This window comes from Cupriavidus sp. 05N39 (assembly GCF_056397325.1).
Genome location: NZ_JBFTNE010000042.1, coordinates 1 through 20,586, shown reverse-complemented (window position 1 = coordinate 20,586; position 20,586 = coordinate 1). Strand labels below are relative to the sequence as shown.

The following is a 20,586-nucleotide window of genomic DNA, read 5'->3' as shown; positions in this document are numbered from 1 at the left end:
GCTTTTTGCTGGAAGTGCGTCTTAAAACGCTTTTGATCCGACACCCCTCGCCGGCCCTGGCTGCAATCCGTTGCGTCTGCACTACAATGTAGTGTTGTAGAGCCGGAAAGCGCAGTGCCGGTCACGCATTCACAATATTGCCGCCCGCTGCAACGGGCGGTTTGGCCAGAGGACGACAAGCCGGGTGATTCCGCAATCCTTCATTCAGGACCTGCTCAACCGTGTCGACATAGTCGATGTGGTGGGCAAGTACGTGCAGTTGAAGAAGGGCGGCGCCAACTTCATGGGCCTTTGCCCCTTCCACAACGAGAAGTCGCCGTCCTTTACCGTCTCGCCGACCAAGCAGTTCTACCACTGCTTCGGGTGCGGCGCGCATGGCTCGGCCATCGGCTTCCTGATGGAGTACTCCGGGCAGTCCTACCCCGACGCGGTGCGCGAACTGGCGCAATCGGTCGGCCTGTCCGTGCCCGAGGACCGCGACCGGCTGCCGCCGGCACAGCGCGCCGAACAGCAGGCGCGCTCGCTCGCGCTCACCGACGCCATGACGCGCGCCACCGAGTTCTACCGGCGGCAACTGCGCAGCGCGCCCCAGGCGATCCAGTACCTCAAGGGCCGCGGCCTGACCGGCGAGATCGCGGCGCAATTCGGGCTGGGCTATGCGCCTGACGACTGGCAGGGGCTGGAATCGGTGTTCGGCAGCTATCGCGACGACGCCATCGCCGGCCCGCTGGTGGAAGCCGGCCTGATGATCGAAAGCGCCGAGAAGCGCGACGCCGACGGCAAGCCGCGCCGCTACGACCGCTTCCGCGACCGCATCATGTTTCCCATCCGCAATGCCAAGGGCCAGGTGATTGGCTTCGGCGGCCGGGTGATGGGGCAGGGTGAACCGAAGTACCTGAACTCGCCGGAAACCCCGCTGTTCAGCAAGGGTACCGAGCTATATGGCTTATTCGAGGCACGCCATGCGATCCGGGAAACCGGCTACGTTCTGGTGGTCGAAGGCTATATGGACGTCGTGGCACTGGCTCAGCTGGGCTTTGCCAACGCCGTGGCCACGCTGGGCACGGCCTGCACCCCCGTGCACGTGCAAAAGCTGTTGCGGCAGACCGACGCCGTGGTGTTCTCGTTCGACGGCGACGCCGCCGGGCGGCGCGCGGCGCGCCGGGCGCTGGAGGCATGCCTGCCCTATGTGGCGGATAACAAAACCATCCGCTTCCTGTTCCTGCCGACCGAGCACGATCCGGACAGCTATGTGCGTGAGCAGGGTACCGATGCCTTCGCCGCCCAGGTGCGCGACGCCATGCCACTCTCGCGCTTCCTGTTGCAGGTGGTGACGGAAGGCCAGGAGCTGCGCCAGCCAGAGGGCCGCGCCCGCGCTCAATACGAGGCCAAGCCATTGCTGCAGGCCATGCCCAGCGGCGGCCTGCGCCTGCAGATCGTGCGCGAACTGGCCGACGCTACCGGCACCACGCCTGCCGAGATCGAGGCGGTCTGCGGGCTGGCCAGCGACCCGGCGCGGGTCGGCCGCTTTGCCCAGCCGCGGCCGCGCACCAAGCGTCAGGCGCCCACGGGGCTGGAGCAGCGTGTGCTGCAATTGCTGATGTGCTATCCGCAGCTCTCCGGACGGCTCGACGCCGATAGCCGCGCGCTACTGCTGGAGGATGAACAAGCCGATGCCGAGGTGCTGTCGCACCTGGTGTCCGCGTGCGACGAGTTACAGGGTGAAGTGAATTTCGCGGCCTTTAGCGAGCATCTGGCGCAGTCGCCGTATGCCGAGGTCTACGCCAATGTGCGTGCGGCGGTACTGCGCGAAGAGATCGACGAGGAACCGGCGGAGCAGGAATTCGACGCGGCCATCGCCAAGCTGCTGGCGGGGCCGTTGCAGCGGGAACTCGCCAGCCTGCAGCAGTCGGTGGTAATGGGTACGGCGGACGAGGCTGGCAAGAGCCGGATGCGATGGCTGGTCAGCGAGATCAACCGCCGGCGCCAGTTAGGTTGACCGTCCGGTAGGTCGGTCAAGGCTTGTGGTGACAAATAGGTGAAGGTTTAGCTTGACCTTGTTGAGCTTAAGCMTTGATTTATCAGGTGAAATCCTCACCTGTTGGGAAGCCGGCTAATTGCGACGTGCTACAATAGCCGGTTTGGATAGCGAAATCTTTCTCTCCCGTTCTGGTGAAAGTGAGCGTGCCAATGGCAAAGGCCAAAGCAACCGAAAAGGTTCCCACTAATGCTCCCCAATCAGGGAGCGGCAAGGCGTCCGCGAAGACATCGGCGGCTGCGAAGACAGCCGCGTCAGTCAAGACGCCAGCCCAGCCTGTGCCAGCTAAGACTGCTCGAAGCGCCAAGGCGCCCGCAGCGTCCACCACCACCGGGACTCGCATATCCGAGAACTTGAGGCCCTCGACTTCGGCACGCGAGAGCGGCGATAGCGCCAATACAAGCGGCAAGAACGCCGCGTCTGTACCTGTGAAAGGCAAGAGTATTACCGTGGCGAAACAGCAGAATACCGAAGTCGAGAGCAAGCGAACGGCAGCGGCCAGCGCCAAGACGGGAGACGCCAAGTCAGGCGCGCCCGCGTCCGAGGACACGCCGGTTGCCACAACTTCCGCCCCCGTTGCATCCGAGCGTCCCGCCGCTCCGGCAGTCAAGCCGGAGCCGAAGAAGCGTGGCCGCAAGCCCAAGGCCGGATCGCAGCACGACGACAGCACTACAGACGACGTGACTGAAGAGCTTTACGAAGACGAGATCCCCGCCGCAGCGCCCGCGGCCGCCCCCAAGTCCGAAAAGCAGAAGGCTCGCGACCGCAAGGCCAAGGAAAAGGCTCTGCTCAAGGAGTTCGCCTCGACCCAGCAGGGCACCGAGGAAGAACTGGAGGTGCGCCGCCAGAAGCTCAAGGCGCTGATCAAGCTGGGCAAGTCACGCGGTTACCTGACGTACGCGGAGATCAACGATCACCTGCCGGACGACATGGTCGATTCGGAAACGATCGACACCCTGGTCGCCACACTGAACGACATCGGCATCGCCGTCTACGAGCAGGCGCCGGACGCGGAAACGCTGCTGCTCAACGACAATGCCCCGTCCGCCACCAGCGAGGAAGAAGCCGAGGAAGAAGCTGAGGCCGCGCTTTCCACGGTGGACTCCGAGTTCGGCCGCACCACCGATCCCGTGCGCATGTACATGCGCGAGATGGGCACGGTGGAGCTGCTCACGCGCGAAGGCGAAATCGAAATCGCCAAGCGCATCGAAGCCGGCCTGAAAGACATGGTGATGGCGATCTCGGCGTGCCCGGTCACGATCTCCGAGATCCTGGCCCTGGCCGAACGCGTTGCCAGCGACGAGATCAAGATCGACGAGTTCGTCGATGGCCTGATCGACCCCAACGCCGAGGATGTTCCCGTGGCGCCGCCGGCGCCTGTTGCCGCGCCAGTGGCCGAGGAAGACGACGAGGAGTCGGACGATGAAGAGTCCGACGAAGACGAGGACGACGATGCCGGTGGCCTGGCTGCCTCCGCGCGCCAGCTTGAAGAACTGAAGCAGGGCGCTCTGGAAAAATTCCGCGTCATCGCCGAGCAGTTCGACAAGATGCGCCGCTCGTTCGAGAAGGAGGGCTACAAGTCCAAGGCCTACGTCAAGGCCCAGGAAGCCATCCAGAACGAACTGATGACCATCCGCTTCACCGCGCGCAACGTCGAACGCCTGTGCGACACGCTGCGTGGCCAGGTGGACGAAGTGCGCAAGCTTGAGCGCTCCATCCTGAAGATCGTGGTGGACAAGTGCGGCATGCCGCGCGCCGACTTCGTCGCCCGCTTCCCGGGTAACGAAACCAACCTCGAGTGGATCGACACGATCATCGCCGACAGCAAGCCGTACAGCGTCACCGTCGAGCGCAATGTGCCGGCCGTGCGTGAACTGCAGCAAAAGCTGATCGACCTGCAGTTGCGCGTGGTGCTGCCGCTGAAGGAGCTCAAGGACGTCAACCGCAAGATGAGCGAGGGCGAGAAGCGCGCCCGCGAAGCCAAGCGCGAGATGACCGAGGCCAACCTGCGCCTGGTGATCTCGATCGCCAAGAAATACACCAATCGCGGCCTGCAGTTCCTCGATCTGATCCAGGAAGGCAACATCGGGCTGATGAAGGCGGTGGACAAGTTCGARTCCCGYCGCGGCTWCAAGTTCTCGACCTACGCCACGTGGTGGATCCGCCAGGCCATCACCCGTTCGATCGCCGATCAGGCGCGCACCATCCGTATCCCGGTGCACATGATCGAAACGATCAACAAGATGAACCGCATCTCGCGCCAGATCCTGCAGGAAACCGGCAACGAACCGGATCCGGCAACGCTGGCCGAGAAGATGGAGATGCCGGAAGACAAGATCCGCAAGATCATGAAGATCGCGAAGGAGCCGATCTCCATGGAAACGCCGATCGGCGACGACGACGACTCCCATCTGGGCGACTTCATCGAAGACACCAACACGCTGGCCCCGGCCGAAGCAGCGCTGCACGGCTCCATGCGCGACGTCGTCAAGGACGTGCTGGACTCGCTCACGCCGCGCGAAGCCAAGGTGCTGCGCATGCGTTTCGGCATCGAAATGAGCACCGATCACACGCTGGAAGAAGTCGGCAAGCAGTTCGACGTCACCCGCGAACGGATCCGCCAGATAGAAGCCAAGGCACTGCGAAAGCTGCGCCATCCGAGCCGCTCTGATAAGCTTAAGAGTTTCCTCGAAGGTAGTTGATCGGTATCATGCCGGTCTGACTTTCCTGGGCCTCTAGCTCATGCCTGGTTAGAGCAGCGGACTCATAATCCGTTGGTGCCGTGTTCGACTCACGGGAGGCCCACCATTATTGAGAAAAGCCCCGCAGGTTTCTGCGGGGCTTTTTCTTTTCTGCGATGGCCTCGGCGCGTGCTCCGCCGATCCTTGCCATGCGAGCATTCAAAGCTTCTGCACGGCAGCCAGGTCGAATATCTTCGCCCAGCGCAACGCCTCCTTCCGATTCGCCATCGGTATATTCCAGCCGCCTTGCGCATTGTGTTCCAGACGCAATGCAAGCTTCCATTCGCCGCCGTTCTCCAGCGCGCTGGCGCCCGCGATATCCGCAAAAATAAACTTCGTCTGCTGGCCGTCGACGTCCAGTGCGCCACGTTTGCGCTCAGGGTCCACACGGACCTTTCCCCACGATCCCTCCAGCGACAGGATGCGTTCCCCTTTGACCGTCACGCCGTGGATCGCGCGATAGCGGCGCACCAGGCTTGCGACGAATGCAGCAAGCAGTGCCGCGCAGAACACGACGGCAGCGGTACCGGCGAGCCAGCCAAAGGCGGCGGCTACCGTTGCGTAGAGACGGACCGCGCCGTAGATGAGGGCACCGATCAATGCCAGGCCGGCGATGATGAATGGCACGTCTTTTCCTTTAAAAAAATGGAAATGAATTAACCGGCCCGCCTATGGCGCCGGATTGGATGGCCGCTGCGGCGTGACCAATGTACCGAAGGTGTTGCCCATGCGGTGGCTTGTCACCGAATAGTTGAACAGCCCCAGTGCATTGGAGGGGCGTTCCACGATGGCTTCGGATGCCAGCTTCCGGTCAGAGGGCGGCTCGCCCGGGCCGGGCTTGGGAATCAGCTTTTGCGTCAGGCAGGTAAACGACGGGGCCCGCACGCCATCGACTTCGACCTCGACACAACTCGCCGCGGCATCCCCCATCGGTGGGGGCGCCTCCGAAGCGAGCAGGGAGCCGGCCGTCCCAAGGCTACCCACGGTCATTGCCGCAACTGCCAGCCACTTGCCCATTTCGTGCTCCGTCATCGTTGCTCGCCAAAAACGGCATTGGCGATATGCCTGAAGTGTAGCGCCGCCTTTCAGACCGCGCGGCACGTAATTTCCTATCCGCGAACACCTGCCTTTAAAGCGCATCGCCAACGCCCGCCTGCGCGCATGAAGCTTTCGTGACAAACGACAGTCGCCGCGCGGGCCGTTCGTCTAACCATTCGTACGCGGCGCTGAAATGATGACCGCTCATCATGGCCTCGCGGATGCGATCGCATGCGACTTGCCTCTGGTGGGGGCGCCGGCGCAAGGGAACGACGGCAATTGTTTCGCAAGGAATTGAGTAAACACATGCAAGGCAAGAACAAGAAAGAAGCGTCCGGGCGCTGGAGGGCGGTGTGTCTCGCGATACTGGGACTAGGGGCGCAGGGAACAGCCATGGCGCAGGCTACGGCCGATGCAGCGGCGGAGGCGCCGGCACCTGCCGTACAGCCCGAAGCGGAACGCCGCGTCGACATCAATGAGTACATCGTGCGTGGGAACACGGTGCTGGACGCACGCTCGATCGAGCGCGCGGTGACGCCTTACCTCGGCCCCAAACGCACCATGAAGGATATCGAGGGCGCGCGCGATGCCTTGCTCGCGGCTTACCAGGCCAAGGGTTTCCAGTCGGTGTACGTGGACCTGCCCGAGCAGCAGGCTGTCGGCGGCGTGGTCTTCCTGCAGGTGAGCGAGACCAAGGTGGGGCGCGTGCGCGTGGTTGGCGCGCAATACAACTCGCCGGTGGAGGTGCGTGAGCAGGTGCCCGCGCTGGCGGAGGGCGCGGTGCCGGATTTCAACCAGGCGCAGACGGAGCTGACCGCGCTGAACCGCGGCGGGAACCGGCAGGTGATGCCGCTGGTCCGGCAGGGCACGCTGCCCGGCACGATGGACGTGGATCTCAAGGTCGACGACAGCAGCCCGTGGCGGGCGAGCGTCGGCCTGAACAACGACTACAGCGCGGACACGAAACAGCTGCGGGCCACGGCTTCGCTTGGCCACGACAATCTCTGGCAACTTGGCCACAGCGCATCGGTCAGCTTCTTTGGCGCGCCGCAGGACCTGAACCAGACGCAGGTGTGGTCGGGCTCTTATGTGGCGCCGCTGCGTGGGACCAACTGGGGCGTCGAGGCTTCTGGCTACAAGTCGGACAGCAACGTCGCGACGGTGGGCGGCACGAACGTACTGGGCAAGGGCTATGCGGTCGGCGTGAAGGCGACCTACACCGTGCCGAACACCGGCGCGTGGTGGCACGCGTTCAGCGCGGGCGTGGACTTCAAGGACAACGAGGAGGTCACGCGCCTGGGCAGCAGCGGCGACACCGTGCCGCTCAAATACGCGCCGATCACCCTGGGCTATTCGGGCTTCGGGCAGACGGAACGCGGCAGCTTTGGCCTGAACCTGTCGCTGGTCGCGGGCACGCGCAGTTTCCTCGGCTATGGCAGCACGGCGCAGCAATTCGACTACAAGCGCTACAAGGCTTCGCCGAGCTTCATGGTGCTCAAGGGCGATACCAATGGCACGTACACCTTTGCGGGGAACGCGCAACTGGGATGGCGCCTGGCTGCCCAGATCACGGATTCCCCGCTGGTGTCGAACGAGCAGATCGCCGCCGGCGGCATGAATTCCGTGCGCGCCTACCTGTCGGCCGAAACCACGGGTGACTACGGCGTGGTCGGTTCCGTCGAGATGCGCACGCCGCCGCTCACGTTCTTTACCTCCGTGGTCGAGAACTGGCGCGCCTATTTGTTCGCCGATGCCGGCCAGGTGCGCCTGCGCGATCCGTTGCCCGAGCAGCAGAGCAATTTCTCGCTCGCCTCGGTGGGCATGGGCACCACCTTCCGCCTCGGCCAGAAAGTCACCGGGCGCCTGGACCTGGGCTATCCGCTGAAGGCCGGGCCACGCACGGAGCGCGGCGACCCGCGGGTGAATTTCAGCGTCACCGCGAGCTACTGACCTTCGCTCCAGCCTCTTTTACATCCATTCCTTACGAGCTAACCGAGAACCACTGTCATGCGACGCATCCTTTTGCTCGTGCTCACGCTGCTGAGCACACTACTGCCTGACCTGGCCCATGCCTGGTGGCAGCCCGACTGGGCTTACCGCAAGCCGGTCACGATCGATGCCGGCCCCAAGGGCGGGGCGATCGGCGGCGACGCGGGCCGTACTCCGGTGCTGCTGCGCCTGCATACCGGCAACTTCAGTTTCGAAGGCGTGAGCGAGACCGGCGCCGACCTGCGCTTCGTCGCGGCGGACGACAAGACGGTGCTCAACCACCAGATCGAACAGTTCGATCCGCTGCTGGGCATCGCGCTGGTCTGGGTCGATGTGCCGGCGGTATCGGCGGGCGGCCCGCAGCAGTTGTGGATGTACTACGGCAATGCCAAGGCGCCGGCATCGGGCAATGGCCAGCGGACCTTCGACCCGGACTACACCCTCGTCTATCACTTTGCCGAGGGCAGCGTGCCGGCGCGCGATACCACGGCTTATGGCAACCATAGCCAGACCGCCGTGGTGAGCATCGATGGCACGGTCATCGGCAAGGGCGCGCAGCTCGGCGCCGCGCCGCTGGTGCTGCCGTCGTCTCCTTCGCTGGCGCTGGCCGCCGGCGCGCAGTTCGGCTTTTCCGCATGGGTACGCCCCGAGAAGCTTGGGCCGCTGCAAGTCATCTAYGCCCGCCGCGATGGCGCGGGCGAACTCGTCATCGGCATCGACCAGGGCGTGCCCTTTGTGCAGGTCAACGGCCAACGCAGCAATCCCGGCCAGCCCGTGCAGGCCGGACAGTGGTCGCACCTGGCGGTCAAGTCCGATGGCAAGAGCGTGGCCCTCTATGTCGGCGGACGCCCCGCCGCGTCGCTGGCGGCCAGCCTGCCGGCCTTGAACACGCCGGCCTCGCTGGGTGCCGACACGGCTGCCGGCTCCGCACTGGCCCCTTTCACCGGCGCCATCGATGAAGTGCGCCTGTCCAAGATCGCACGCCCGGATGCGCTGATCCTGGCGGACGCCGTATCGCAGGGCGCCGAGTCGCGGCTTGCCGTATTCGGTGCCGACGAGCAGCAGGCCGGCAAGAGCCACTTCGGCTTCATCCTGGCGGCCATGCCGCTCGACGCGTGGATCGTGGTGGGCCTGCTCGGCATCATGATGGCGCTGTCGTGGGCCATCATGATCAGCAAGGGCCGCAGCTTCGGTGCGAACTCGCGCGCCAATGCCGCGTTCATGGTGCACTTCCGCCAGGCGTCCGGCGCGCCGCTGGACCAACTGGCCAAGAGCAACCGGATCCCCGAGGACGTCAAGGCGGATTCGTCGCTGTGGCGCCTGTATGAAATGGCGGTCGAGGAAATGCACCGCCGCCATCAGATGGGCTACGACCTCAATGCGGTTTCCGATGCCACCATCAGCGCGATCCGCGCGGCGATGGATGGCGTGATGGTGCGCGAGAGCGAACGCATGGCGGCCCGCATGAACTGGCTGTCGACCACCATCGAGGGCGCGCCGTACGTCGGCCTGTTCGGCACGGTGATCGGGATCATGCTGGTATTCGTCGTGGCGGCCATGGCCGGCGCGGTGGATATCAACTCGGTGGCGCCGGGCATGGCCGCGGCCTTGCTGTGTACCGCCGCCGGCCTGGGCGTCGCGATTCCCGCGCTGTTCGGCTACAACTGGCTGGCCTCTCGTTCGGATTCGATCGGCGCCGACATGGCGGTGTTCGTGGATGAGTTCGCCACGCGCCTGGCCGAAGAGCAGGGCGAGGGACGTCGCGTCCCCGCTGCCCTGCACCGGGCTTAAGGGGAGCGCGCGGCCATGGCATACGCAGCCAAGTTCGGCACCAAGAAGCGCTCGAGCGGCATCAACATCACTCCCTTCGTCGATGTGCTGCTGGTGGTGCTGGTGATTTTTATCCTGACCAGCAATGCCAGCATCCCGGGCATCAAGGTGGACCTGCCCAAGGCTAGTTCGTCGGTCGCGCTGGAGAAGCCCAAGACCAAGGCCATCACGATCGACAACGCGGGCCAGGTGTTCCTCGATGCCTATCCGGTGACGCTGCYGGAACTGGAGGAGCGCCTGCGCACGGAGAAGGCCCTGACACCGGATTTCCCCGTGATCGTGCGTGGCGATGCCGCCGTGCAGTACGCGAAGGTCGTGGAGGTGCTGGACCTGCTCAGGCGCATCGACCTGAACCAGATCGGCCTCGTCACCGGCAAGCCGGCGTGAGGAGAGTCGGGTGAAACATCGCGATCCAACTCCTCGCCCCCGGCAGCGCGCGGCCGCCCTGTGGCGCCGCTGGGGCGGGCTGCTCATCGGCGCGCTGGTGATCGTCGGGCTGGCTGTGCTGGTCTGGCGCCTGCTGTCCGATACGGCCAGCACCAGGCGCGAGGTGGCCGCCACGCCGATGCTGGTGCTGCCACCGCCGCCGCCTCCGCCGCCCGAACCCGAGAAGCTGCCCGAACCGGAGCCGGAGAAGATCAAGCCGGAAGTGGTCGAGCCCAAACCGGCGGACCCTCAGGAAGCGCCGAAGGACGACGCGCCGCCAAGCCCGTCGAAGGACCTCGGCGACCCGGTCACGATCGACGGCGCGGCGCAAGCCGGCACGGACGCTTTCGGCATCCAGGCCGGGAGCGGCGGCGGCATGACCGGCGGCGGTGGCGGACTCGGCAGCCGGTCCTATGCGAGCTATGTCTCGAATGCCTTGCAGCAGGCGTTCGCGCGCGACCAGCGTACCCGGCAACTGGCGTTCGAGGATATCCGCATCGATCTGTGGCTGGACGCCGACGGCAAGGCGACGCGCGCGCAACTGGTGCGCGGCACCGGCAACGCGCAGACCGACGAAGCCGTGCTGGCCATGGTGCGCGATTTCCGGGCCGACGAGCGGCCGCCGGCTTCGCTGCGCTTTCCGATGCGTATGTCGATCAAGGGGCGCCGGCCGTGACGATGCCCGAGGCACGTCGCCGCCTGTCCCACCTATCCCATCCCATTCTCTTGAACGAACCGATGAACCATCCAGCAATCCCCCAGCGACATCTGGGCCGTGGTGCAGCGTGGCAGACGCACGAAACAAAGGGCCGCTCCTCACACCAGGCGGCGCCCATACGCAAGACGCAGGTCCTGGCCGCGGCCATGGCGATCGCATTGCTGACGGCGAGCGGCGCGGGCCACGCGCAAGCCGCGGCGCCCGGCGACACCTCCATGGTCAGGCTGATCCGCAGCCTGATCCAGAGCGGCGCGCTGAACAAGGACGCCGGCGAGGCGCTGCTGGCCCAGGCCCAGACCGAGGCGATCGCTGCCCAGCAGGCGCAGCGCGTGGCGTCGGTGGCGCCGGCCGCTACCGCCGGCGGCATGCGCGTGGAGCCGGGCGATGTGCGTGTGCCCTATATCTCGGACACGGTCCGCGACCAGATCCGCGACGAGGTCAAGGGGCAGGTCATGGCCCAGGCGCAGGCCGAGGGCTGGGCGGCTCCGAACGAGACGCCGGAGTGGACCAAGCGCATCCGCATCGAAGGCGATGTGCGCGTGCGCGACGAATCGCGCTTCTACTCCAGCAACAACACCGATAGTGCCATCGACTGGTCGGCGATCAACCAGGGCCCGGGCTTCGACGTCAACCCGAACACCAACCTGTCGCTGCCGCCGCTGCTCAACACGCGCCAGAACCGCGTGAGCCTGCTGCGCGCCCGTGCGAGGTTCGGCGTCTACGCCGATATTTCCGAGAGCACCCGTGCGGGCATCCGCATCGCGACCGGCAATGACGACAGCCCCGTGTCCACCAACCAGACGCTTGGCGGCGGCCTTGCCAAGAAGAACGTGTGGCTCGACCAGGGCTGGCTGTCATACCGGCCGGCGGAATGGGTCAACCTGACCGCTGGCCGCTTCGGCAACCCGTTCGTGTCGTCCGACCTGCTGTTCTCGAACGACCTGAATTTCGACGGCCTGGCGGCGCAGTTCGACAAGGCGCTGCCCAACAGGGACGTGGCGTTGTTCGGCACCCTCGGCCTGGTTCCGCTCGAATACTCCTCGGACAACTTCCCGAGCCGCAGCCAGAACAAGGCGAGCAGCGAGAAGAAGTGGCTGCTGGGCGCGCAGATCGGCGCCAGTTGGAAGGTCAACAACGACAACCGCCTGCGCGGAGCGCTGGCGTATTACGACTTCCGCAATGTCAGCGGCGAAGTGTCCCAGCCTTGCGCCTTGTACGCTGGCGCCGACAGCTGCAGCACGGACTGGGCGCGGCCGGCCTTCATGCAGAAGGGCAACACGTTGATGCTGTTGCGCAATATCGCGCTCAACCCGCTGGATCCGGCCGGCACGCCGCAGCCCCAGTACGTGGGCCTGGCTTCCAAGTTCCAGTTGCTCGACCTGAACTTCCGCTGGGAAACCAAGGTGGCCGGCAGCCTYGGCCTGCGCATGGATGCGAACTACGTCCGCAACCTGGCGTACGACGAGAACGGCATGTTCACGCGCGCCAACGGCGGCATCGTCAACAACTTCGGCGGCAGCGGCGGCACCAATCGCGCCGACTTCAAGAGCGGCGGCAACGCCTACATGTTCCAGGCCACGCTGGGCAAGCCCGTTACCGTTGCCAGGGGCGACTGGAACCTGCTGCTTGGCTACAAGCGCATCGAGCCGGATTCGATGCCGGACGGCTACAACGATTCGACTTTCCACCTGGGCGGCACCAACGCGCGCGGCTATTACGTGGGCGGCTCGTACGCTGTCGACAAGAACACCTGGTTCACCGGCCGCTGGACGTCGACCAAGGAAGTCTATGGCCCGCCGCTGGCAATCGATATCTTGCAGGTCGAGATCAACACGCGCTTCTAGGAGGGATACCGTGTCATCCACATCATGCCTCCGAGGCGCCTGGCGTCCGCTGGCGCTATGCGCCAGCCTCCTGATGGCGGGGGCAACCGCCCACGCCCAGCAGGCCCAGACCATGGAAGAGCGCTTGCGTGCGCAGCTGCGCATCACGACCACGCAATTGCAGCAGGCGCAGAACGAACTGGCTGCGCTCAAGGCCGGCGCGCCGCAGGGCGGCGGCGCCGTTGCGCCCGCCACGGATTCCGAGGCACTCCGGAAAGACCTGGAACGCACCCGCGCACAGCTCGCGGCCGAGCGCCAGGAGCGCGAAAGGCTGAGCGACAGGAACCAGCAAGGAAAGCAGCAGGCGCAAGCCATCGCGGAGAAGGCGAGCGCGCAGGTCGCCCAGTACCGCAACGCCTACGACGAGCTGCTGAAGCTGGCGCGCGCGGCGGAGGCCGAGCGCCAGCGGCTGACCGTCGAGGCCACGTCGCGGAACACGGCGATAGCCCGATGCGAGGCCAAGAACGCGCAGTTGTACGCCGTCGGGCAAGAGATCCTGCATGCGTATGAGACGGTCGATATCGGCGCGGTGATGATCGCTCGCCAGCCCTTTGCCGCGCAGAGCCGGGTCAAGTTCGAGCAGATCGCGCAGGAGTATGGCGACAAGCTCTACGAAGGGCGCTTCTCGGCCGCCGGCGCGGCTCAGGCCGCGCCGGCGGCGAGCGCCTCGACCGATGCCAGGGCGGCGACAGGCGCGCCGGAGGCTGCGCGCCCGTGACCCGCGAATCCAGCAGCAGCCCGTGCATCGCGGTGGCGCCGAGCCTGCTGTTGCTGGGGCGCGAGTGCTTTGTCATGTTGCTGCGCTGTAATGAGGAACGCACGGCTGTGCGTGGGCCGGGCGGCGCCGCCGGTTCCCGCGTCTGCGCGCCCGCGCGTCCGGAGAAAAGGGTACCTACGCAGATGAATCGATTGAAATTGCATGTCCAGGCCGTGCTGCCTCCGGTGCGTACGGCCATCGGCATCTTGCTGGCTTTCTGGCTGAGCGCGGCACCCGTGCAGGCGGCGGAACCCGCCGCCGCCCCTGTCGTGGCACGCCTCGGTACGATCACGGTAGGCCAGGACGATGTGGCTCGCTTGCTGCAGGGCTTGCCCGACGCGGACCGGGCCGCCGCCAGGAGCAACCGCGCGGGCATCGAGAGCTGGCTGCGCCAGCGCCTGGCCAGCGAAGCGCTGCTGCGCGAGGCGCAGGCCAAGGGATGGGCGGACCAGCCGGAGGTGAAGGCACGCGTGGACGCCGCCGTGCGCGAGATCTCCGCGCGGATCGTATCCACCACCTACCTGGAGTCGGTCACGCAGGTGCCGGCCGGCTATCCGTCCGAGGCCGAGGTCAAGGCGGCTTACGAAGAGGGCAAGGTGAACTTCCAGGTGCCAGCGACGTATCGCGTCGCGCAGATTTTCCTGGCAACCAAAGCCGGCGATGCGGCTGCCACCGCCAGGGTTCGCGATGAAGCGCGCAAGCTGGCCGGGCAGGCACGCCAGGGCGATTTCGCCGCCCTGGCCAAGCGCCATTCGCAGGATGCCCGCGGCGCGGAGCGCGGCGGCGAAGTCGGCACGCTGCCGCTGGCCCAGATGCTGCCGGAAGTGCGCGATGTTGTCGCCAGGCTCAAGGCCGGACAGGTCAGCGATCCGGTGCAATCGGACGCGGGCTTTCATGTGGTGAAGCTGCTGGATTCGCAGCCCGCCCGTACCGCGGCGCTGGACGAGATCAAGTCCCAGCTGGTGGCGGCGATGCGCCAGCAGCGCCAGCAGCAGCTTGTGCAGGCCTATCTTGCCAAACTCACGCAAGCGGGCACGTTGAGCATCGATACCGCCGCGCTGGACGCGGTGCTGCAGAAAGTGAACTGAAGCCGCGGGTCGGGGCGCATGTTGCCCCGGCCAGCCACCTATCCTCCTTCCCATTCAAGTTTCAGGAAATACCATGAACGCAAATGCCAACCAGGTTGAAGTCGCAGAAGACACCAAGCCCGCCCTGCTAATGGCGGCCACTTCCGACCAGGTCGCTGACGCCATCAAGGCCGCCGGATGCGCCGTGGCGGCCATCGAGCAGGACGGCGTGCCGCGCCTGCACAGTGCCAGCCACGGGGTCGGCTTCCAGGTCCTGTGGGGCAATTCGGTAACGCCGGGCGAGTACCTGGACTTCACGCTGAGCTGCCCGCTGCGGGTGCAAGGTGGTGCCCTGCCCGAGGGCGTGCTTGGCGACTGGCATCGCGCAAAGCGCTTCGCACGCGTCGCGCAGCATGGCGAATTCCTGGTCCTGGAAATGGACGTGGTGATCYCCGGCGGCGTGGGCCCCGACTATCTCACCGTGGCGATGCAGCTGTGGATGCAGATGATGGGGCAGTTCTTCCTCCATCTGCGCAACTTCCAGCCCGCCGTGTCCGACGCGCCTGCAGACGGGCAAGCGCTGGACACCGGCGCCGCCGTGCTGGCGGAAGAGGAAACTGCCTCCCCGTGACGTTGCGCGCGATGGTGATCTGACGTACGGCCTGCCGTCAGCCGGGGCGGGCCGGTGCATCTCCAATGTTTCACCCAGCAGGCTTTTTGTATCGAGGTCGTCACGTCCTGGTGCCACGATGGCGATTTCAACATGGTGCCGGTGACTTGCCGACGCTTCGAGGTCCGGCACCTGGCGGACAAGGTCTGCGTGACATGTATCGAGGGGGCGCTGAGGGTGGAGCATCCGGCCGGCAACCGGGTGCTGCAGGCACGCCAGCAGACGGTCTATGACGATGTTGCCGCCGGCGGCGTTGCGCGGATCGAACCGGCTGGCGTTTCGGCATGGCGGAACGGTGAACTGGTGTTTAGCCAGGCGCGGCTGATCGATGTGCTTGACGAGATCAATCGCTACCGGCGCGGGCGTGTGGTGCTGATGAATGCTGCTGTGCGTGACAAGCCTGTGAGTGGGAGTGTTTTTATGGCGTCGCTGGATCTTGCGCTGGCTCAGTTGCAGCATACTTTTGATTTGCAGGTCAGGTTGTTGCTAGAAGCAATAAAACCCCGCCCCCAAACACCAATCTGCACCAGCAGCCAGCAGCGCGGATGAGCAGCGCGACGCGCCGCTCAACCGCGACCGCAAGGGCCTCAACAGCAACGACATCTGGATCGACTGCCGCGCGCTGGCGCAAGTGTGGGTACGGGCCTGATGCGCATGGCATATGAAGTTTCTGTGACAAACGACATCTCCGGCCAGTGAGTTCCGTCTCAGTATGACGGCGTGCGGACCCTCGCAGCCGCGCGTATGCCATGACGACAGACAGGAACTCCGATGTATTCCCCCATTGATCCAAGCCGGCAGTCCAGCCCCGTCGCCCGCAAGCGGGACGCGCCGCGGCAGTTCTGGCGGCGCCTGCTCCGTACCCTGGGGCTGGTGGGCCTGGGCGCGGTGTCCTCCGCCTCCGGGCAGGCGCCCGCRCAGCCGTTTCCGCAGCACTGGATGCGCTATGCGCAACTGGCCAGCACGCAGTTGCAGGCGCGGCTGGACGACCATGCCGACGCGGCGGCGCTGCGCTTGCAAGGCTGGATGCAGGATCGCTTGCTGCCGCGGCAGGCCGCACCGCACCCGGCCGCGTCGTTGGTGATGCGCGTATGGCTGGCGCCCAGCGGCCGGGTCGAGCGCGTGGAGTTCGACTCGCTGGGCAATGCGCAGGCCGATGCGGACTTGCGCGCCGTGCTGATGACGCAGGCCTTGTCCGAGCCGCCGCCGCCGGATATGCGCCAGCCGATGGTGATGGAGCTTGCGCTGGATTTCCCAACGGCCAGTTGACGTGGCGGACGCTTTCGAACCAGGCCGCAGCCGCGCCATGCGTTGCGCGCTGGCGGCTGCCTCGGCGGCGCTCCTGTTTGTGCTGGCGACCGGCACCGCCGGATGCGCGCCGCTGCAGGCGGCACCCGATTTCTCGCGGCTGGTTCGGGAGAATGGCCCGGCCGTGGTCAACATCGGCGTCGCGCGCGAGGCGTCGCCCGCGCGTCTTTACGCCGATCCGCCGCGCGGGCGTTCCGCCGGCGTCGTGCCGCGCCAGGACAACGTCGACGAGACCAGCCTGGGCTCCGGCTTTATCCTCAGCGGCGACGGCTACATCCTCACCAACGCGCACGTGGTCGCGCGCGGCACGCAGGTCAGCGTGAAGCTGACCGACCGGCGCGAGTTCAAGGCGCGGCTGGTCGGGCTGGATACCGTGGCCGATGTGGCCTTGCTCAAGATCGACGCGACCGGCCTGCCGACGGTGAAGATCGGCGATCCCGCCAGTGTCGAGGTCGGCAACTGGGCACTGGCCATCGGCTCGCCCTATGGCTTTTCCAACTCGGTCACGGCCGGCATCGTCAGCGCCAAGGGCAGGGTGCTGCCGGGCGCCGAGTACATGCCCTTCCTGCAGACCGACGTACCGGTCAATCCCGGCAACTCCGGCGGGCCGCTGTTCAACCTGAAGGGTGAAGTGATCGGCATCAACTCCCGCATCTACAGCCGCAGCGGCGGCTACCAGGGCTTGTCGTTCGCCATCCCGATCGATGTGGCCATGCGCATCAAGGACCAGTTGCAGAGCAAGGGCGCGGTCACGCGGGGCCGCATTGGGGTGGCGGTGCAGGAGGTCACGCAGGCCCTGGCCGATTCGTTCCGCCTGCCGCGCCCGGCGGGGTCGCTGGTGAGCTATGTGCAGCCGGGCGGCGCCGCCAACCRGGCCGGTGTGAAACCGGGCGACGTGATCCTGCAGGTGGGCCCGCGCGACGTCGCGCAGTCCGCCGATGCGCTGATCTTTATCGCGGACCTGCCGCCTGGCGCGGCAACGCCGTTCAGGATCTGGCGGGAACGTGCATCGCTGGTGCTGCATGTGACGCCCGATCGCTTCGACGCGCCCAGGGTCGCACAGGTTGCCGCGCCGGGCCATGCGCCGCTGGGCATGATGGTCAGGCCGCTGTGGCCGCAGGAGCGGCAGGTGCTGCGCATCGATGGCGGCCTGCTGGTGCAGCGCGTGAACGCGGCAGCATTGCGCGCGGGCGTGAACACCGGCGACGTGATCCTCGCGCTCAACGGCCAGCCGGTCGACAGCGTGGAGGCGCTGGCCGAAGAAGTGAGCGCGACGGAAGGCGCGGTGGCGCTGCTGGTCCAGCGTGGCAGCGCGCGGCTCTTTATCGCCATCGAGACGCAGCAGCCGTCCGRCGCCGGGCAAGAGGAGTGAGCCATGTCACGGCAATCCTTGCCATGGAGTCACGGCGGCGTCACATTGGATCCCTACGATGCGGACCGGTATGTGGTCGGGCGGTGCGTCCGGCCCCGCATGGATTCCTCAACGGACAGGGCATTGGATCGTGATGGCAAGCTTGGTCGCATCCCCCGGTGCGCGTGCACTGGTCTGCTATATGGCGGTCCTGGCTCTGAGCCTCGCCGGCCAGCAGGTCCACGCCGGGCAGCCCGCCACGGAGATGGCATTCGACCTGCCGGCCCAGCCATTGAAGCAGGCGCTGGCGCAATACGATGCGCAGACCAGCCTATCCGTTTTCTTTTCCTCCGAGCTTGCTGCGGGGCGAACCTCGAATGCCGTTCACGGGAGCTACAGCCCGGAGGCGGCGCTGCGCAAATTGCTGGAGGGCACGGGACTGAACGTGCAGGCAACGGCGGCCGATGCCTTCGTGCTGGTGCCCGGCGCGCCCAACCCGGACATGGCCGTGGCCCAGCCAGCGGCCAGTGCCCAGCGGCAATACGAAGGCACGGTGCAGTCGCAGATCTACCAGGCGCTGTGCGCGCGTACCGCCCTTGCGCTCGGGGATTACCGGCTGGCGCTCTATGTGCAGATCAACGCGTCCGGCCATGTGCAGCGCGTGCGTCTGCTGGACACCACGGGAGACAAGGCACGCGATGCGGCCATTGTCGAAACCGTTGAGCGCGTCGACCTGGGCCAGCCGCCGGCGGACCCGGCAAAAGCATTCGTGCTGCTGGTCAAGCCCGTCCGCTGCGATACGGCAGCGGCGCAGTCCGGACCGTGCAGGCTCCCCTGCGGCCGGCAGGCGAGCCGATAGATGAGCCGATAGATGAGCGACTCCAGCCGTTCGACCTTGCGCGACCTTCTGGCCCAGCGCTACGAGGACCTCAAACGCCGCCTGACGTGGCGGCTGGGTTCGGCCGAACTCGCCAGCGACGCGTTGCACGACACCTGGGTACACCTGGAAGAACGCAATGAACAGGGCGAGCCGGTCAAGAGCCCCGCCGCCTACCTGATGCGCATGGCCACCAACCTGGCGCTGGATCGGCTGCAGCGTGACCGCCGCTACATGAGCGCGGAAGAAGTGGAGACGCTGATGGCCGAGATCGCCGACCCGGCCCCGGGCCCGGCGCAGACCGTGGCCGCACGCGACGAGGTGGAAGCGGTGGCCCGTCTCATCGAGAGCATGCCGCCGCGGCGGCGGGCCATCTTCCTCGCGGTGCGCGTCGATGAACTGTCGAACCAGGAGGCCGCGGTGCGCTTCGGCGTGTCGCCGCGCCTGATCGGGCTGGAGCTGAAACGGGCGCATGAATACTGCATGGCGCACCTGCCCAAGCATGGATGAAAAAAAGCATGCCGATCTGTTGCTTCCCAACCGTCTTGTCTATGTGTGCAGGCAAACCACGGTGGCGGCTCGCTTGATGCCATGATACGAACGATGAATCTTCCGGGACAACAGGACAGGGCGCTGGATGCGGTCGAGCGGCAGGCGCTGGCCTGGGTGCGCCGCGCGGCGGCGGGCGAGATGACGCCGGCCGACGGCGCGGCGCTCAGGCGCTGGTGCATGGCGGACCCCGCGCACAGGGCTGCGTTTGCCGTGGCACGGCAGCGATGGGAGCAACTGGGCGAGGCCAGCCATCTGGTGGTGGGGCGCAACCCGGCCAGCCGGCGCATTGCCGGGACGCGGCGCGCGCCGGACTGGCAGCGGCGCGCATTCCTCGGCGGCGCCATGAGCGCGGCGGCAGCGGCGGCGACGGTGGCCGTCGTCCAGCCGCCGCTGGGCCTGTGGCCTTCCGTGGAGGAGATGCGGGCGGACTACCGCACCGCGACCGGCGAGCAACGCCGGCTGGCTCTGGCCGAGGACGTCACCGTCGAGCTGAATACGCGCACCAGTATTGCCGTGCGCTCCGGAGCGGGGCGCGTGCAGGGCATCGACCTGATCTCTGGCGAAGCCGCTGTCGATACCCTGAATGCGCCGCGGCCGTTCGCGGTCGTCGCCGGGACGGGGCGCGCGTTTGCGCAGGGCGCCAGGTTCGAAGTGCGGGTCACGCCTGCCGGTGTGTGCGTGACGTGCGTCGAGGGGACGGTGCAGGTGGCGCATGCCGCGGGTGTCGCGACGCTGAGCGGCAAGCAGCAACTCACCTACGATAGTGCTGCGCTCGGACGGATTGTGCGTGTCGATCCGACGTGGATGCCGGCTTGGCGGGATGGCTACCTGCGGTTTGCCGATGCGCCGTTGCGTGAGGTGGTTGAGGAGATTAATCGGTATCGGCCGGGGAGGGTGGTGTTGCTTGATAAGCAGGTGGCGGCCAGGCATGTGACGGGGCGTTTTCAGATCCGGTCGCTTGATAAGGCTATTGCGCAGATGCAGCGGTCGTTGGGGTTGGAGGTGAGGTCGTTGCCTGGGGGGATTGTGTTGCTTAGTTAGGTGTTTTGTTTGGGGTTTTTGGTTGCTGCTGGTGTGGGTGGGCGGGGTTTTATTGCTTGTAGCTGCTGTCGCGGCTGTACGTAGTTGGCCGTTTTCGCACACGGAGGTGTCACTTTTCTTTACTCGTAAAGAAAAGTAACCAAAAGAAAGCGATCCTTGCAGGAGGCTGGCGTGTCGGGGTTGCGTAGCCCAATGGTTTCGTCGTCAGGCCCCGGGTTCTAACAGACCAGGAGGCTGGCGTGTCGGGGTTGCGTAGCCCAATGGTTTCGTCGTCAGGCCCCGGGTTCTAACAGACTCGTG

The 20,586-nt window shown here is 66.1% G+C and carries 19 protein-coding genes and 1 tRNA gene; 17 read left to right on the top strand and 3 right to left on the bottom strand.

Annotation, left to right across the window (positions count from 1 at the left end):
• Positions 1 to 184: 184 nt before the first annotated feature.
• Positions 185 to 1,999 carry a DNA primase gene (gene dnaG / locus AC1DN0_RS20915; protein ID WP_441631552.1) on the top strand — a complete coding sequence of 605 codons (1,815 nt, stop codon included), beginning with the start codon at positions 185 to 187 and terminating at the stop codon, positions 1,997 to 1,999.
• A gap of 82 nt (positions 2,000 to 2,081) precedes the next feature.
• Here dnaG and AC1DN0_RS20910 read toward each other — a convergent pair whose 3' ends face one another.
• Positions 2,082 to 2,477: a hypothetical protein gene (locus AC1DN0_RS20910; protein ID WP_441631550.1), complete on the bottom strand. Its 396-nt coding sequence runs from the start codon at positions 2,475 to 2,477 to the stop codon at positions 2,082 to 2,084.
• Here AC1DN0_RS20910 and rpoD point away from each other — a divergent pair.
• A complete protein-coding gene (gene rpoD / locus AC1DN0_RS20905; RefSeq protein WP_477145967.1) occupies positions 2,467 to 4,740 on the top strand; it encodes an RNA polymerase sigma factor RpoD in 2,274 nt (757 codons plus the stop codon). The two genes, AC1DN0_RS20910 and rpoD, sit on opposite strands and share 11 nt — an antisense overlap.
• Positions 4,741 to 4,767: 27 nt before the next feature.
• Positions 4,768 to 4,846, top strand: a tRNA-Ile gene (locus AC1DN0_RS20900).
• Between the two features lie 92 nt (positions 4,847 to 4,938).
• Here the strand turns inward: AC1DN0_RS20900 and AC1DN0_RS20895 are convergent.
• Both AC1DN0_RS20895 and AC1DN0_RS20890 read right to left on the bottom strand, forming a co-directional pair.
• Positions 4,939 to 5,406 carry a hypothetical protein gene (locus tag AC1DN0_RS20895; protein ID WP_441631546.1) on the bottom strand — a complete coding sequence of 156 codons (468 nt, stop codon included), beginning with the start codon at positions 5,404 to 5,406 and terminating at the stop codon, positions 4,939 to 4,941.
• A gap of 42 nt (positions 5,407 to 5,448) precedes the next feature.
• On the bottom strand, positions 5,449 to 5,811 hold the full coding sequence (locus tag AC1DN0_RS20890; protein ID WP_477111845.1) for a hypothetical protein: 363 nt from the start codon (positions 5,809 to 5,811) through the stop codon (positions 5,449 to 5,451).
• Between the two features lie 399 nt (positions 5,812 to 6,210).
• On the opposite strand from AC1DN0_RS20890, the gene AC1DN0_RS20885 reads away from it, so the two are divergent.
• The 14 genes from AC1DN0_RS20885 (at position 6,211) to AC1DN0_RS20820 (ending at position 20,286) form a co-directional block, all read left to right on the top strand.
• Positions 6,211 to 7,767, top strand: a complete 1,557-nt coding sequence (locus tag AC1DN0_RS20885; RefSeq protein ID WP_477111844.1) for a ShlB/FhaC/HecB family hemolysin secretion/activation protein — start codon at positions 6,211 to 6,213, stop codon at positions 7,765 to 7,767.
• Between the two features lie 57 nt (positions 7,768 to 7,824).
• Positions 7,825 to 9,597, top strand: a complete 1,773-nt coding sequence (locus AC1DN0_RS20880) for a DUF2341 domain-containing protein (RefSeq protein WP_035866386.1) — start codon at positions 7,825 to 7,827, stop codon at positions 9,595 to 9,597.
• A 15-nt stretch (positions 9,598 to 9,612) separates the two neighbouring features.
• Positions 9,613 to 10,023: an ExbD/TolR family protein gene (locus AC1DN0_RS20875; protein ID WP_477145966.1), complete on the top strand. Its 411-nt coding sequence runs from the start codon at positions 9,613 to 9,615 to the stop codon at positions 10,021 to 10,023.
• 10 nt (positions 10,024 to 10,033) lie between these two features.
• Positions 10,034 to 10,738: an energy transducer TonB family protein gene (locus tag AC1DN0_RS20870; RefSeq protein WP_477111843.1), complete on the top strand. Its 705-nt coding sequence runs from the start codon at positions 10,034 to 10,036 to the stop codon at positions 10,736 to 10,738.
• 188 nt (positions 10,739 to 10,926) lie between these two features.
• Complete coding sequence (locus AC1DN0_RS20865) at positions 10,927 to 12,624, top strand: putative porin (protein ID WP_477111842.1); 1,698 nt, start codon at positions 10,927 to 10,929, stop codon at positions 12,622 to 12,624.
• A 10-nt stretch (positions 12,625 to 12,634) separates the two neighbouring features.
• On the top strand, positions 12,635 to 13,381 hold the full coding sequence (locus tag AC1DN0_RS20860) for a hypothetical protein (protein WP_477102287.1): 747 nt from the start codon (positions 12,635 to 12,637) through the stop codon (positions 13,379 to 13,381).
• Complete coding sequence (locus AC1DN0_RS20855) at positions 13,378 to 14,508, top strand: peptidylprolyl isomerase (protein ID WP_477111841.1); 1,131 nt, start codon at positions 13,378 to 13,380, stop codon at positions 14,506 to 14,508. Before AC1DN0_RS20860 ends, AC1DN0_RS20855 begins: the two co-directional genes overlap by 4 nt.
• Before the next feature lie 73 nt (positions 14,509 to 14,581).
• Positions 14,582 to 15,118: a YbjN domain-containing protein gene (locus AC1DN0_RS20850; RefSeq protein WP_477145965.1), complete on the top strand. Its 537-nt coding sequence runs from the start codon at positions 14,582 to 14,584 to the stop codon at positions 15,116 to 15,118.
• A 54-nt stretch (positions 15,119 to 15,172) separates the two neighbouring features.
• Positions 15,173 to 15,706 carry a FecR family protein gene (locus tag AC1DN0_RS20845; RefSeq protein ID WP_477145964.1) on the top strand — a complete coding sequence of 178 codons (534 nt, stop codon included), beginning with the start codon at positions 15,173 to 15,175 and terminating at the stop codon, positions 15,704 to 15,706.
• Positions 15,707 to 15,928: 222 nt separating this feature from the next.
• Complete coding sequence (locus AC1DN0_RS20840; protein ID WP_477111839.1) at positions 15,929 to 16,426, top strand: YbaB/EbfC family DNA-binding protein; 498 nt, start codon at positions 15,929 to 15,931, stop codon at positions 16,424 to 16,426.
• A gap of 37 nt (positions 16,427 to 16,463) precedes the next feature.
• A complete protein-coding gene (locus tag AC1DN0_RS20835; RefSeq protein ID WP_477145963.1) occupies positions 16,464 to 17,837 on the top strand; it encodes a trypsin-like peptidase domain-containing protein in 1,374 nt (457 codons plus the stop codon).
• Positions 17,838 to 17,970: 133 nt separating this feature from the next.
• Positions 17,971 to 18,675 carry a secretin and TonB N-terminal domain-containing protein gene (locus AC1DN0_RS20830; RefSeq protein ID WP_441637606.1) on the top strand — a complete coding sequence of 235 codons (705 nt, stop codon included), beginning with the start codon at positions 17,971 to 17,973 and terminating at the stop codon, positions 18,673 to 18,675.
• A gap of 12 nt (positions 18,676 to 18,687) precedes the next feature.
• On the top strand, positions 18,688 to 19,203 hold the full coding sequence (locus AC1DN0_RS20825; protein ID WP_035860935.1) for an RNA polymerase sigma factor: 516 nt from the start codon (positions 18,688 to 18,690) through the stop codon (positions 19,201 to 19,203).
• 93 nt (positions 19,204 to 19,296) lie between these two features.
• Positions 19,297 to 20,286, top strand: a complete 990-nt coding sequence (locus AC1DN0_RS20820; protein ID WP_477111838.1) for a FecR family protein — start codon at positions 19,297 to 19,299, stop codon at positions 20,284 to 20,286.
• The last annotated feature ends 300 nt before the right edge of the window (positions 20,287 to 20,586 follow it).